The sequence below is a fragment of the Aromatoleum toluclasticum ATCC 700605 genome (genome assembly GCF_000378245.1).
GTDB lineage: Bacteria > Pseudomonadota > Gammaproteobacteria > Burkholderiales > Rhodocyclaceae > Aromatoleum > Aromatoleum toluclasticum.
The window spans coordinates 212,569-227,476 of record NZ_KB899494.1; the positions used below are offsets into that span (position 1 = coordinate 212,569).

The 14,908-nt window shown below is 67.0% G+C and carries 9 protein-coding genes; all 9 read left to right on the top strand.

Annotation, left to right across the window (positions count from 1 at the left end):
* Positions 1–147 precede the first annotated feature (147 nt).
* The 9 genes from F464_RS28055 to F464_RS28060 all read left to right on the top strand — a co-directional run bounded on the left by F464_RS28055 (position 148) and on the right by F464_RS28060 (position 14,884).
* Positions 148–786 carry a lytic transglycosylase domain-containing protein gene (locus F464_RS28055; protein WP_018989382.1) on the top strand — a complete coding sequence of 213 codons (639 nt, stop codon included), beginning with the start codon at positions 148–150 and terminating at the stop codon, positions 784–786.
* Between the two features lie 378 nt (positions 787–1,164).
* Positions 1,165–1,530 carry a hypothetical protein gene (locus F464_RS0108570; RefSeq protein WP_018989383.1) on the top strand — a complete coding sequence of 122 codons (366 nt, stop codon included), beginning with the start codon at positions 1,165–1,167 and terminating at the stop codon, positions 1,528–1,530.
* A 579-nt stretch (positions 1,531–2,109) separates the two neighbouring features.
* Positions 2,110–2,568 carry a hypothetical protein gene (locus F464_RS0108575; protein WP_018989384.1) on the top strand — a complete coding sequence of 153 codons (459 nt, stop codon included), beginning with the start codon at positions 2,110–2,112 and terminating at the stop codon, positions 2,566–2,568.
* A gap of 54 nt (positions 2,569–2,622) precedes the next feature.
* Complete coding sequence (locus tag F464_RS0108580; protein WP_157353616.1) at positions 2,623–2,805, top strand: hypothetical protein; 183 nt, start codon at positions 2,623–2,625, stop codon at positions 2,803–2,805.
* Positions 2,806–3,722: 917 nt separating this feature from the next.
* Positions 3,723–9,518 carry a manganese-oxidizing multicopper oxidase MnxG gene (gene mnxG / locus F464_RS0108590; RefSeq protein ID WP_018989387.1) on the top strand — a complete coding sequence of 1,932 codons (5,796 nt, stop codon included), beginning with the start codon at positions 3,723–3,725 and terminating at the stop codon, positions 9,516–9,518.
* 253 nt (positions 9,519–9,771) lie between these two features.
* Positions 9,772–11,718 (top strand): cytochrome D1 domain-containing protein, encoded by a 1,947-nt coding sequence (locus F464_RS0108595; RefSeq protein WP_018989388.1) that lies wholly within the window; start codon positions 9,772–9,774, stop codon positions 11,716–11,718.
* Between the two features lie 101 nt (positions 11,719–11,819).
* Positions 11,820–12,575 (top strand): SCO family protein, encoded by a 756-nt coding sequence (locus F464_RS0108600; protein ID WP_198292246.1) that lies wholly within the window; start codon positions 11,820–11,822, stop codon positions 12,573–12,575.
* Between the two features lie 4 nt (positions 12,576–12,579).
* Entirely contained in the window at positions 12,580–13,278 is a 699-nt protein-coding gene (locus F464_RS0108605) for an SCO family protein (protein WP_018989390.1), read from the top strand.
* 19 nt (positions 13,279–13,297) lie between these two features.
* Entirely contained in the window at positions 13,298–14,884 is a 1,587-nt protein-coding gene (locus tag F464_RS28060; protein WP_040394703.1) for an ABC transporter substrate-binding protein, read from the top strand.
* The last annotated feature ends 24 nt before the right edge of the window (positions 14,885–14,908 follow it).

A 14,908-nucleotide genomic window follows, 5' to 3' on the forward strand; every position in this document is an offset into this window, starting at 1 on the left:
TCCGGGCGGCGTCAATTTGTCCGAGCAGGAAACATGCCCGTGGCGTGACGCGTGTCGCGCCGCGGCGGCGTGCGGCATGGCGCTTGCGTAGTCCCCGATGAAGTGGGGAATTTTCCCCAATAAAGACGCAAGAACGGGAGACGCCGCATGCCATCGCCAGTTCCGCTCCTCGTTGCCGCATGGCTCGCGCTGCCTCTGGCCGCGCACGCCGATGTCTATATGAAGGTCGAGCCCGACGGCTCGCTCACCCTCACCGACGAACCGCGCCGCGGCTTCGAGCACGTCGTCGCCACGCCCGGTCCCGCCAGCGGAGGGCGAGCACCCATAGGCGGGACCGGCGTGCCGGTCGCCGCGTCGGCAGCCGGCACCGGCACCGGCAGCCTGCCGTATGCGCCGCTGGTCACGGCGGCCGCGGCGGAGCACGACCTGCCCGAGGCGCTCATCCATGCCGTGATCCGGGCCGAATCGAACTACGACCCGGGGGCGGTATCGCCGAAGGGGGCAGTCGGGCTGATGCAGTTGATGCCCGACACGGCGCGCGAGATGGGGGTGGCGGACGCGCGCGACCCGGCCGACAACATCCGTGGCGGTGCGCGCTACCTGAAGCGCCTGCTCGGCATGTTCGGCAACGACGTGGGGCGTGCCGTCGCGGCCTATAACGCCGGCCCGGGCGCGGTGGCGCGCAGCGGCGGCACGCCGCCCTACGCCGAGACGCGGCGCTACGTGCCGCGCGTGATCGAGCATTTCGAACGCCTCGGTGGCCGCCGTGGGGGGCGGGTGTCCTAAGTTTTGGGGAAATTTGCCCGGCCTTGGGGAAGTTTACCCACGCACCAGCGGGGTGCGCGCAAAACCCTTTGACGCCGCGAGATCTGCCCGCTCAGACGATGTGTATAAGCCCTTCGGTATATGTCATGAAGCTAATGCGCCCCCCCGGAAGTGGGGGTTCGAATTGGGTGAGATAACCCACCGCTGCCGTGAAAGCCGCGAAATACCTGAGGGACGGTAAGTCCGGAATACCTGGCACAGGGGTTGCTGTATGTCCCGCGGGACTCTCCCGAAATGCATCCGCCGTCCGAACTGCCAAGGTTTCATCGGCCGACGTGGTGTCAGGCAAGGGGTCTCAGGACCCTGAACCCAAAACCCAAACCCTTCGGAGATATTGAAATGGCCAAGAACATTCGCACCCTCGTCGCGATCGCATCACTTCCTCTCATGGTCGGTGTCGCCAGCGCGAGCGGACCGTATGCGGGGGCGTGCGGCGCCAGCCTGGACGGCGTCGAAGCGGCGATCGTCGCTGCGACCTTCTACGATCCCAAGGCGGCGTCGAACGAGAGCAACCTGATCCTCAAGCTCGACTCGGCGGCGGCCAAGCTGGCGCAGAACAAGCCGCTCGACGCGATCGCCAACCTCGAGTCGATCTCGAACCGGGCCACCGAACTGGCCAATGCGCCGAAAGCCAAGCTCGACGATGCGACCGGCATCAACGTGGCGGCAGCGAGCGCGATCACCTGCGTGGGGGCGAACTACTGAGCCTGGGGGGCTCGCCAGGCGACTTGCCTGCGGTTTCGACTGCGGCAGGTGGCGTTTCATGGCCGAAAGGCGCGACTTGCAGGTCGCGCCTTTCGGCCATGCTTGCTTTATGGCGTCCGTGCGCCGCGCCCTGGCCGGGACCAAGTGCGCCGGCTTCGGGCAAACCCCGGCCATCGGGAGGCGGGCCGGCCGGGAATGATTTGGGTGGGGATTCCTGCTCATGTTTGGGGCGGCGCCCATACATCGCCGAGGCGAGGCCCCAAACCCCTGTGCGGCGCGGGCTGTGTCGATTCCGGTGCCGTGCATGAGCGCTTGGATATGTGACGCGAAGGTCATCGGGTGCCCCCGTATGTGGGGGGGGGATTGGTGAAAAAACCGCACTCCGGCGCTGAAAGCCGCGAAATACCTGATGAAGGGGTGTGCCGGCTTTCCTGGCACGCGGGTTGCTGAACGTCCTGCGGGAGTCTCCCGCAACGCTTTCGCCGGCCCGAACTGCCAGTGCGCCATCGGTGGAAACGGCGTCAGACGAAGGCTCTTCGGACCCCGCGTCCGAACATCCAATCCTTCGGAGAAAATGAAATGGCCATGAACATCCGCACCCTCGTCGCCCTTGGCGCTGTTCCCTTCCTGTTGTCGGCGGGGGCGGCAAATGCCGCAAAGCCCAACACCGAACCGCCGGGCCAGTACGACCTCTACGCTTACGAAAGCGGTTGCGAGGACCACTTTGCGGGCTTGGATGCGGTGTTGAGGGGGATGTACGGAGCCACGCCGTCGGACAAGCAGCGATCGGTCATCGATGGGCTGGTGTCGAAGGATTACGGCGCGGACCAGAAGACCGATCAGGGTAAATATCCTGAAGCGCTGGGGCTTCTCGGGCAGATCGAGGACAAGGCCCTTTATCTCTATTCCCTGACGGGCAAGAGCATGGAGACCTCGGCCGCCACCTACGAAGCGATCATGGCCTACGTGAGTGCGGAGCCCATGCTGGACGGAACCTTGAAGGGTACCGCGAGCAACTGCGTCCAGAGCCTGCAGTGACGGGCTGGAACGGCATCACTGCGTCGTAAGCAAATGGGTACGTCAGGGGCCGGATTGGCGTTCCGGCCCCTGGACTCCGGGGGGTGGCGCAGGGGCGAGCGTATCGTCGTCGCCGTGCTGGCCTTCGTGCTGTGGCTGGCGTCCATCATCGCGCTCGGCAACACTGCGCCACGCGGCGCGGTGCCGGGCTCCGACATCTGCAGGGCGTCCGCGACGACGGGCAAGGCGCAGGAGTAGGACGCCGCCGCCTTCCGCTGCCGGAATCAAGGCCACCGAACCCCGCATCGGCTGATCGGCCGCTGCGCTCCGATTCCGCGTCATCCGGTTGCGGGCCGTCCCGATTCGACGGCGGTCCGGGCTATGGGAGGCGCCATGTTCTGCATTCTCCGCCCGCTCGCAGCGAGCCTGTTCGCTGTCGCTGTCCGCACCCCTTTCCGCCGTAGCGTCCTGCGGTGCCTCAATACCGGTTCGGCGTTCATGAACGCCGACCGAGCGGGCTGGCTGTGCAAAGCCAGCCCTCCGGACAGGATGGGGATGGGTGTCTTGCAGACGCTGCGGAGTCCCCCCGTCCCCACCCCAACCCGGGAGCCTGCGCTTCGCTCCGTCGTTCGGCAGGCGGCGAGCAGTGCTCGCCGAAACCCCTGCCTCACCCCCTTGAAGGGCAGGGAGCAAAACGCGTGACCCACGCCGCCACGAACTTGCTTACCGCCCGCGTGGGGACGATTCCCCATTCTCGGGGCGCCTTCCCCGTTCACGACCTTCGCGCCCGAGTCCATGCGGCCCATCCTGGGCAATTGACCCTCGATCGCAAAGTTGTCACAAGTTGTCACGTACCGATGAAAATGCCATGGGCATTTTCAATGCGGCATTCCGGACAGCCCGGATCGCGTGGTTCGCGCCATTGCTGGCGTTCGGTGGGGAAACCCGGCCCTGCTTATGGGGAAAAAATGGGGAAATATCCCCGGTTAATTCGCCCCGGAAAGACAAGCTGTTGAAAAGTAGTGAGTTTTTGTAATGGCACGACCGTTGCGAGGAGGCTTACGGGATTTTCCCGTTTTTTGGTTTTTGCCCGGCATGCAAGGTGTTGCCGGTCACGAACCGGAGGTTTGCAGGGCATCGCAGACCAAAGCGTTGTAACCGTGGGGGGAACGACGATGAAGTATCTTTATCCGAATGGGCGGGCGCCAGCAGCCGGCTATCAAGGCCGGCTGAAGCAGCTGGCCGGCCTGCTGATGCTGACCGGGGCGACTTTGTTCGCCGCCGGCCCGTCCCAGGCGGCACCACCGAGCGGCAACACGACGGCGACGTCGACCGGCATCCGGTGCACGCGCACGCTGGTCGCCAACGTGATCGCACTCGACCAGCCGCTGATGTACAACCGGCTCGGCGCGCAGAACATCAACGGCATGATGTTCGCGCTCGAGGAAGACGTGGTCGACTCGAACGGCAAGCCGCTGACGCTCGGCGGCACGAAGGCCGCGGGCAGCGTGAAGCTGCGCGCCGACAAGCGGCCGCGTCCGCTGGTGCTGCGCCTTGCGGCGGGCGAATGCCTGACCGTGAACCTGACCAACCTGCTGCACCCGACGGCCAACCCGTACGCGGCCACGCCGGCCATCATGACCAACGATGACCAGGTTGCCGACCGCAACGCGGGCTTCTTCGCGCAGGGCATGCAGGCGGTCAACAGCATCGCCGATATGGGCGACAACACCGGCAAGAACATGAGCGCGCTGGCGGCGCCCGGCCAGACGAAGACCTACACGCTTTACGGCGAGCGTGAGGGCACCTTCGTCGTCACGAGCTACGGCGCGACCTTCGGTGCCGACGGCACTGCCGGCAACATCACCAACGGCCTGTTCGGCCAGCTCATCGTGCTGCCCAGGGGCGGCCGCGCCTACCGTAACGTGGTGAGCGAGGAGGATCTGCGCCTCGCCGCCGACAAGAACGGCGACGGCATGCTGACGGCGGCGGCAGGCGAACTGACCGCGGGCGGCCAGCCGGTGGTGAACTACGAGGCCACCTATCCGAACCGCGAGCCGTGGATCAGCGAGGGCAAGGCCGGCAAGCCGGTGCTGAACATGGTCCAGGACACCCGCATCGTGCATACCGAGATGGATGCGGTGGTGCTGGGCCCGAATGCCAACGGCAGCTTCCCGGCCACGACCTACCCGCTGGAGAACATGGGCAAGCGCAACCCGGCCTACCCGAACCGCCTCGAGCCGTTCCGCGACTTTTCGGTGGTCTTCCATGACGAAGTGACCGCGGCGCAGGCCTTCCCGGCCTTCTACAGCGACCCGGTGTTCGGCTACGTGCTGCAGGCGACTCGCGACGCGTTCATGATCAACTACGGTTCCGGCGGCATCGGTTCCGAGATCATCGCCAACCGCCTCGGCGTCGGCCCGATGCACGACTGCACCTCCTGTGCGTACGAGGAGTTCTTCCTCACCGCGTACGTGGTCGGCGATCCCGCGCAGCTGGTCGACATTCCCGCGAACGTCGGCCTCGAAGCGCTGAAGCCGGGCGAGGCGCCGGCGCCGGGCACCACCGGCATCAAGGCGACCAAGGTGCTGTATCCGCAGGATCCGGCGAACGTGCATCACAGTTACATCGGCGACTTCGTGAAGTACCGCAACGTGCACGTAGGCCAGGAACAGCACGTGTTCCACCTGCACAACCACCAGTGGCTGTTCAACCCCAACGACGACAATTCCAACTACCTCGACGCGCAGGGCATCGGGCCGGGCTCCGGCTACACCTACGAGATAGTCAACGGCGGCTCGGGCAACCGCAACCGTTCTCCGGGCGACGCGATCTACCACTGCCACTTCTACCCGCACTTCGCGCAGGGGATGTGGTACCTGTGGCGGAACCACGACACCTTCGAGGCGGGCACCAAGCTGGCGGTGTCGAACGGGACGAAGGGCTACCACAGTACGCCGTTCGCGTTGCAGGACGGCACACCGGCCGCCGGTGCGCGCGCCTATCCCGATGGCGAAGTGGTGGTCGGCAGCCCGATCCCCGCAGTCGTGCCGCTGCCGGGCAAGGCCATGGCGCCGATGCCGGGTACGGTGAGCGTGGTGACGAAGTACGTCGGTGCCAACAACGACATCGTTGCGGGTTCCAAGGCCCAGATCGATCGCAGCGCCGCCAACAGGAATGCCGACGGCACCCTGAAGAACCCGGGTTATCCGTTCTGGGTCGCAGGCATCGAGTCGACGATGGGTCAGCGTCCGCCGACTCCGCCGCTCGACATGTTGACGCAGGCCCAGGCGACGGCGCTGAAGGCGAGCGGCAACACGCTGTGGCAAGGTCTCGTGCCCGAGCAGGCAGGCGGCTGGGACGGCGGTTTGGCACGGCACACCATCGAAGGCACGCTGTCCGGTGCCGAGGCGGTGGTGACGACCAGCCCGGTGGACTTCCTGAAGAAGCTGGTCTCCGTTCCGGCGGTGTTCTTCCCCGAGGAAGGCACGGACGCCGAGCAGGCGGCGATGAGCTTCCACTCGAAGCCCTTCCACGGCAGCTATGCAGTCACGCCTGACGGCAGCACGGTGACGGCGGCGAACTTCAGGACCAACGGCGCGAAGCCCTCGGTCGCGGCCCCGTTTGCCGAGCCCTGCATCGACGACACGCAGAAGCAGCTGACTGCGAGCGCCGGTGCGGGCGCGTGGTACAGCGGCGCGACGATGAGCGCGATGTGGACCGGTGCGGCGTCGCAGTTCAACGCGAGCACCCCGCGCGTGTACAAGGGCGCCAACATCCAGTTCGACGCGGTGATCAACAAGGCCGGTTACCACTTCCCGCAACAGCGCATCATCGCGCTGTGGGAGGACGTGATGCCGGTGATCAACAAGCAGCAGCCGCCCGAGCCCCTGGTGATGCGCCTGAACACGTTCGACTGCGCGATGTATCACCACACCAACCTGGTGCCGGAGTTCTACGAGCTGGACGACTACCAGGTGCGCACGCCGACCGACATCATCGGCCAGCACATTCACCTGCCCAAGTGGGACCTTTCCACCACGGACGGCGCGGCGAACGGCTGGAACTATGAGGACGGCACGATCTCCCCGGGAGCGATCGTCGAGCGCATCCATGCGATCCGCCACTTCAACCTCTGCACCACGCCCGATGCACGCGACGGCACCAACGCATGCCCCGTCGAGCAGGCTCACCCGTACTTCGGCCAGTTTGGACGGCCCGACTGGATGGGCGCACGCACGACGATGCAGCGCTGGTTCTCCGACCCGCTGTTGAACCAGTACAACATCGACCGCGGCCTCGGCAACATCTTCACGCATGACCACTATGGCCCCTCGACCCACCAGCAGATCGGCCTGTACGGAACCGTGCTGACCGAACCGGCGGGCTCGAAGTGGTACCAGGCAGAGACCGGCACCCCGCTGTACACCCGTGCCGACGGTGGTCCGACCTCGTGGCAGGCGGTGATCAACTCGGGCGACATCGATGGCGACAAGATCGATGACAGCTACCGCGAGTTCTACCTCGAGTTCACCGACTTCCAGCATGCGTACGAAGCCGGCGTGTATGTGGGTGCAGGTCCCGACGGCATCCCCAACCCGGCCGCCTACCCGACCAGCCCGGAAAGCTTCCGCTACGCGATCAACCCGCCGGCGAAGAAGACCACGCTGCCCATCTTCCCCGACATGCAGCGCATCGTGGCGGGTGGCGAGAAGGAGGGTTGCCCGGTCCGTCCGTGCCCGCAGGCGATCTCGGCGGACGACCCCGGCATGTTCGTGGTGAATTACCGCAACGAACCGGTGGGGCTGCGCATCTACGATCCTTCCAGGACCGGTCCCGACGGCAAGTCCGGGATGCAGGCTGACGGGCTCGCGGGTGACCTCGCCTACGCACTGCAAAGCCGTACCGACCGCAAGATCGACGCCTTCAACCAGGCACCGAGCGCGATCACGCAGGCGACCGGCCCGACCGGTGGCATCACGATCTTCCCGCCGCACATCAACAGTGCGGGCGACAAGGCCGGCGACCCCTTCACGCCTATGCTGCGCACCTACGCGGGTGACATCGTCCGCGTGCGTGTCCAGGCCGGCGGCCAGGAAGAGGCGCACAGCGTGAGCATCCACGGCGTCAAGTGGCTGCAGGCGGGTTCGTCGTTCGGCGCGGCAGGCAACTCCGGCTGGCGCAATGGCCAGATGGTCGGCATCTCCGAGCAGTTCAGCTTCGGAATGCCGGTGGCGATGTATGCGGATGCGACCCGTACCGAAGCCGACTACCTGTACGCGATCAACTCATCGATCGAAGGTTACTGGAACGGTTCGTGGGGCGTGATGCGCAACTACGCCGAGAAGCAGGCTGATCTGTACGCGACGCCGAACAACCCGCTGCCGGTCGCCCTGAGCAACACGGCGGACTTCAACGGCATCTGCCCGAAGAACTATGTCGATCCGAAGCTCGGCGTGCTGCCGGTCAAGCAGCGCGACTTCAACGTGGTGGTGGCGCTCGCCAACGACATCCTGCCCAACCCGCTCGGCCTGACCATCGGCATGGCGGGCAGTGACGGCAAGCATGTCGGCGGCCCGCTCAAGGCCGACGGCGGTACGCTGGTGTACAACTCGCGTCCGACCAGCATCCCGGCTGCGACCATCATCGACGAAGTGACGGGCGAGGCGATCACGGTCGGCGGCAAGTCAGGCCCGCTGCACGATCCGACCGCGGTGATGTACGTGCGCAAGGACGACCTCGATCCGACCACCGGCAAGCTGAACGCGGGTGTCCCGGTCGAACCCCTGGTGCTGCGTGCCGCGTCCGGCGAGTGCGTGAATCTGGTGCTGGAGAACCGGTTGCCGACGGTGATGCCCGACTTGCCGTCGCCCAACCTGATGGCGCCGGTGGTCGTGCGCGACCGCTACGACACCACGGGCACCACGGCCTTCAACAACAACCTGATGCGCCCGTCCAGCCATGCCGGCTTCCACGCCCAGCTGCTGATGTATGACGTGACCAAGTCGGACGGCACCAACGTCGGTATCAACCCGGTGCAGACGGTTGCACCCGGAGAGGCACCGAAGACCTATCAATTCTACGTAGGAGACCTGGGCCGCGCGTACTCCGCGCAGACTTCCACCATCAAGAAGGCAACCGACACCGTCACGGCGGTGGGTATCGAGTTCGGCGGGGTCAACATCATGCCGGCGGACAAGATCAAGCAGACGCAGAAGGGTCTCAACGGGGCGTTCGTCGCCATGCCGCCGGAATCGACCTGGGTCGAGGACGACAACATGCGCGCCGCCGCCACGGTGACCAAGACCACGAAGCCGGAGCTTGCCACCTACCGCGATTTCGCGCTGCAGTGGGCGAAGGGTCTGAACATGCGTTGGGCCAATGGCGATCCGGTGGAGAACGTCGCCGCCGAAGGTCCGATGGTGCATGAGGATCCGGAAGACAACTCGGCGATGGCGGTGAACTACAAGGCCGAACCGATGTGGTACCGCTTCCAGAAGGCTCCGGATGCGCCCTTCGGTCACGCCAACGGTGCAGGCTTCGCCGACGTGCCCAACGCCAGCATGGCTTACAGCAACGCGCTGGTCGGTGGTGCGGATCCGGAGACCCCGGTCCTGACGGTGAACCGCGGCATGCCCTTCCGCATCCACGTGGTGCAGGCTTCGGGCGGCAGCCGGATGGGTACCTTCGGCCTCCATGGCCACGTGTGGCAGCGTGATCCGTACCGCGCGAACAACACGGATAGCAGCGGTTATCCGTCGCGCAAGTTCGGTGTGGGTTCGACGCGGATCCTGTTCAACCCGCTGGGGATGTTCCTGGGCGGTCAGGAGAGCATCCTGCCGGCCGCGCACTTCACCTTCAACCTGGCCAGCGCAGGCGGCGCCAATGCAATCCCGGGCGACTACCTGTACCGCGACTTCGAGTCGCTGGGCAATCTGAGCGGCCGCTGGGGGATCGTGCGGGTGCAGTAAGCATCACGTAGCAACCACGGGGTGCGGTTCTGCCGGCCGCATCCCGCTGGTACGAAGCATGCACACAGTTGCGACAGCACCATGGCTGTTGCGGATTCGGTGGGTCTTAATGGCAGTGGGGCCCACCACCCTTTTTGCGGATTCAGCCGCATCTTGAACAGCAAACGGCGTATTCCGGCGCGTCGGTGAACGCGCAGCCACTCGAATTCGTAGTCCGGGGCTGCCCCATAGGTGGGCCCCGAAACAGGGGGAAATGATCGTGAGCAAACTTCGCTTCGCAACACTTTCGCTGCTGGTGTCGTACGTATTGTTGGGAACCGCTGTCGCTGCCCCGGCCCCCGCGCCCATCGCGGCGGATGCCAAGCCGGCAGCCAGCGGTCGCCTGGTGCGCGACGGCGTGGCGATCGACTTCGAAGCGCGCCCGGCCGGCGGCGCAACCGAACTGGTCGAAGGCGGGCTCGCCGACATCCGCTTCCGCATCACCGACGCTAACACGGGCAAGGGCGTGCCGGGACTCGCACCGGGCGCGTGGCTGGACCTCGCGCAGGTGATCTCGAACCCGAAGGCCAACGAGCAGAAGGAATGCAAGGACAAGATCGCGCTCTACCTGAAGGGCGTGGTCGGCGTGCGGCCGATGGTGGACCTCAACAGCTATTACCTGATGGTGCTCAACAAGGATCCGAGCATCAGCGTGATCGACCCGCTAACCTCCGTGGGCGGCGTGACCAGCACGCTGACGCGCATCATGCTCAAGAGCCAGCCGATGGACTGGGCCAAGAGCACGGACGGCAAGTACCTCTTCGTGTCGATGCCGCTCGCCGACCGGGTTTCCGTCGTCGATGCGGCCAGCTTCCGCGTCGTCAAGGATGTCGATGCCGGTGACGAACCGGTGCGCGTCGCGGTGCAGCCCGACGGACGCTACCTGTGGGTCGGCAACAATTCGCGCGACCCCGGCAAGAGCGGCGTCACGGTGATCGACGCCCACACTTTCAAACCCGTGAAGACGGTCCAGACCGGCAAGGGTCACCACGAGATCGCCTTCAGCGACGATTCGCGCCATGCCTTCGTGAGCAACCGCGATGCGGGCACCGTGACGGTGTTCGACGTCGCCTCGATGCAGAAGGTGAAGGATCTCCCGACCGGGCCACGGCCGATCTCGGTGGCGCAGTCCTCGCTGTCGAAGGCGCTGTACGTGGCCGACGGCCAGGCCGGAACGATCACCGTGATCGACGCCAGGACGCTGGCGACACGCAAGCTCATCCAGGCCAAGCCGGGCCTCGGCCCGGTGCGCTTCACCGCCGACGGCCGCTACGCCTTCGCGCTCAACACGATGGAGAACGTGGCGACCGTGCTCGATGCGGGCAGCGACGAGGTCGCGCATGAAATCACGGTCGCCGCGGAACCCTACCAGGTGACCTTCACCTCGGGTTATGCCTACGTGCGCGGACTCGCGAGCGAGCGCGTGACGATGGTGAAGCTCGACTCGCTGGGCAAGGGCCACGAGCCGGTGCTGCAGAGCTTCGCCGCGGGCGGCGAGGCGCCCAGGCTGGCGGGCGACCTGCCGCTGGCGGCGAGCCTCGCGGCGCGCAACGACGAGGGGTCGGTGTTCGTCGTGAATCCGGCGAACAACACCACCTACTTCTACATGGAAGGCATGAACGCGCCGATGACCGGCTACCTCAACCGCGGCCACACGGCGCGCGCGGTCACGGTGGTCGACCGTGCGATGAAGCAGGGCGAAGCGGGCGTGTTCTCGACCCAGGTCACGCTGCCCGCCTCGGGCAAGTTCGACGTCGCCTTCATGCTCGACCGGCCGCAGGTGCTGCACTGCTTCAGCGCCGAGGTGAAACCCGGCGCGGTGAGCGACGCGAAGCTCGCGGTGCCGCGCCTCGAGTTCCTGCCCGCGCCGGTGACGGTGCAGGCGCCGGGCAAGGCGACGGTGCGCTTCCGCCTCGTTGCCGGCCGCAAGGACACGCCGCGCACCGGCCTCACGGACCTCATGGTGAATTACTTCGTCGCCCCGGCCGGCACGCGCCAGAGCGCAGCGGCACGCGAAGTGGGCGACGGCGTGTATGAGGCCAGCCTGCAGCTCGCCGAGACCGGCGCGTACTACGTGCATGTGGAGTCGGCGGCGCTGCAGGACGCGCAGAACAAGCCCTACCTGACGCTGCGCGCGGTGTCGGCGGTGGCGGGCAAGTGAGGCGGGCATTCCTTCTCCCTCCCCCTTGAAGGGGGAGGAACCCGGTCTCGAGCGATATTTGGGTGTCAGAGCATTCAGGAACAAGTGAGCAGGAGGGGGCAATGAAAAAGGGAGCAAAACGCATGAAGCACGATCGCACGACCAGGATCATGCGCGCGAGCCTGCTCGCGCTGGCCGTGACGGTGGCCGCGAGCTTCATCCTGCCAGGCCTGGCGCGGGCGCAATCCGGACCCGCGATGAAGCCGCAGCCCGCGCAGGTCGCCGCGGCCGATGCCCACGCGGGCCACGCCAATCACGCCGACCACTCGCAGCACGCCAATCACGCCAATCACGCCGACTCCGACCTGAAGCTGCCCGAGGATGTCGTCGTGCGCTTCCCCGACGTGACGCTGCTCGACCAGAACAGCCGCGCGCGCAGTCTCAAGTCCGACGTGATCGGCGACCGCATCGTCGTGATGGATTTCGTCTATACGAGCTGCACGACGGTATGCCCGGTGGTCTCCGCGATCATGGGCGAAGTGCAGCAGAAACTCGGCGGGCGGGTGGGGCGCGACGTCTCGCTCGTCTCGCTCACCGTCGACCCGGTCCGCGACACCCCCGCCCGCCTGCGCGACTACGCACGCTCCCGCGGCGCGGGCGCGGGGTGGTCGTGGCTCACCGGCAGCACGACGGCAGTCAACGACACGCTCAAGGGCCTGGGCACATGGACGCCGAACTTCGAGGATCACCCCGTCGTGATGATGGTTGGCGACGGCCGCAGCGGCAAATGGACGCGCTTCTACGGCTTCGCGGACCCCGCGATGCTGGTCGCGCAGGTCGAATCGCTCATCGCGGCGCGGGCCGCAACCCGGGAGTAATCTCATGATCGCAGCACGCTGCACCGTCCCACGCCGCACCCTTCTCCTCGCCTCCGTGGCGGCCCTCGCGCAGGCCCTCACCCTCGCCGTCGCTCCCGGTGCCTTCGCGCATGACAAGCAACACGACGACCACGCCGCCCCGGCTGCAGCCACCGCGCAGGCGGTGACGCCCCCGGCCACCGGCGGCGGCACGCACGATGCACGCGCCTACTTTACCGACACCGAGCTCGTCGACCAGAACGGGCGCAAGCTGCAGTTCTACAGCGACGTGCTGAAGGACCGTGTCGTGATGCTCAACGTGGTCTACACGAACTGCAAGGACGCCTGCCCGCTCATCACGCGCAAGCTCAAGGAGGTGCGCGACGCGCTGGGCGAGGAGGCGGCGCGCAAGGTGCATTTCATCTCGATCAGCAGCGACCCGCTGAACGACACGCCGCAGTCCTTGAAGGCCTTCGCGGCGAAGAACGAGGCCGACAGCCCGAACTGGACCTTCCTCACCGGCGACAAGGCCAGCGTGGACTTCGTGCTGAGCCGCCTCGGCCAGCTCGGTCAGAGCGCCGAGGAGCATTCCACTCTGCTGATCGCCGGCGACGTGGCCACCAAGCGCTGGAACAAGATCCGTCCCGATGCGCCGCCTCCGGCGATCGCTGAGCGGCTGAGGATGCTCACCGAGCCCGTGGCCAAGGTGAGCATGGGAAAGTGAGGTCGGGAAGGTGACGATCATGGCAAGCCGCCGCCTGTTACGGTGGTCGGGTGTGATAGCCGCGCTGGCATGCGTCGCGGGGCCTGTGGCCGCAATCGAGCTGACTGCTTCCGAAACGGCCGGAAAGCAGATCTTCCTCGAAGGCCGCAGCGCCTCCGGTAGCAGCATCGCGGCCCGCGTCGGTGGCGCGGACACGGCAATACCGGGAACGGTGGTGCCGTGTGCCAACTGCCACGGCGCTGATGGCCGCGGGCGGCGCGAGGGGGGCGTGCGCCCGCCCGACATCACCTGGCGGCGGCTTGCCCTCCCTTACAACCAGCGGCTCGAAAACGGGCGCGAACGGCCGCCCTACGATGCGGCGAGCTTCGCGCGCGCCATCACCAGCGGGGTCGATTCGGGCGGCAACCGGCTCGACCCCGCGATGCCGCGCTTCGTGATGGCGGCGCGCGACGTGGAGAACCTGACGGCCTACCTGAAGCGCCTGGAGGACGACGGCGACCCCGGCCTGCTGCCGGATACCGTGCGCGTCGGCACGCTGCAGCCGGCCACCGGGCCGCTGGCGGAGCTGGGAAAGACCGTCACGGCCATCCTGCGCGGCACCTTCGATGCCGTGAACGCCGGCGGCGGCGTGCATGGCCGGCGCGTCGAGCTGGTCGTCGCCGATCCCGGCGCCGACGCAGCCGCCGCCGAGGCCGCGCTGCGCCGTTTGATGGACGAGGACAAGGTGTTTGCCGTCATCGCGCCGCTGGTGCCGGCGCTCGACGGGCGACTCGGCGAGCTCGCCGACGCCGCGCGCATTCCCGTGGTCGGTCCGCTCGCGCAGGTGTCGGGCAGCGCCGGCCGTTTCGTGTTCGACCCCCTGCCCGGTCTTGGCGAGCAGCTCGGCGCGCTCGGCGAATACGCCGCCACCGCCCTGAAGCTGACGAATCCGCCCGCCGCGATCGTGCACCCGGACGAAGCCCGCAGTGGCGCCATCGCCGGCGCACTGGCCGAGCGCCTCGCGCGCCGCGGCTGGTCGCAGGTGCGCGCCTATGCCTACGTGCCGGGGGCGTTCAACGCCCCATGGGTGGGCGCGGCAGTGGCCGGGCAGGGGGCGAAGGCCGTGTTCTTCATCGGCCGCGACGCCGACTTCGGCGCGCTCGCCGCGCAACCCGAGCTGCAGAAGGACCCGCCATGGATGTTCGCGGCCGCAAACCAGGTCGGCCCGTCCGCGCTGCAGCTGCCCGCGGCGCAGGCCGAGCGCGTGTTCATCGCCTACCCGACGCTGCCGCAGGACTGGAGCCCGCAGGGCGCGGGCGCGCTGCGGGCGGTGCGCGAACGCAGCGGCGCAGGCGATCGCCACCCCGCCTTCCAGGTCGGCGCCTATGCCGCCGCGATGGTGATGGTGGAAGGCTTCAAGCGCGCCGGGCGCGACGCCAGCCGCGACAAGCTGGTCGCCGCGCTGGAGAACATGCACGGCTTCCAGACCGGCGTGACGCCCGCCATCGGCTTCGGACCTGGGCAGCGCATCGGCGCGCCCGGGGCCCACATTGTCGGTGTGGATGCGCAGAAGCGCGTCTTCCGCCCCACCGGCCGCTACGTGCGCCTCGACACCGTGCAGGAGTGAGGCGATGGGCTATTCTTAGGAGGA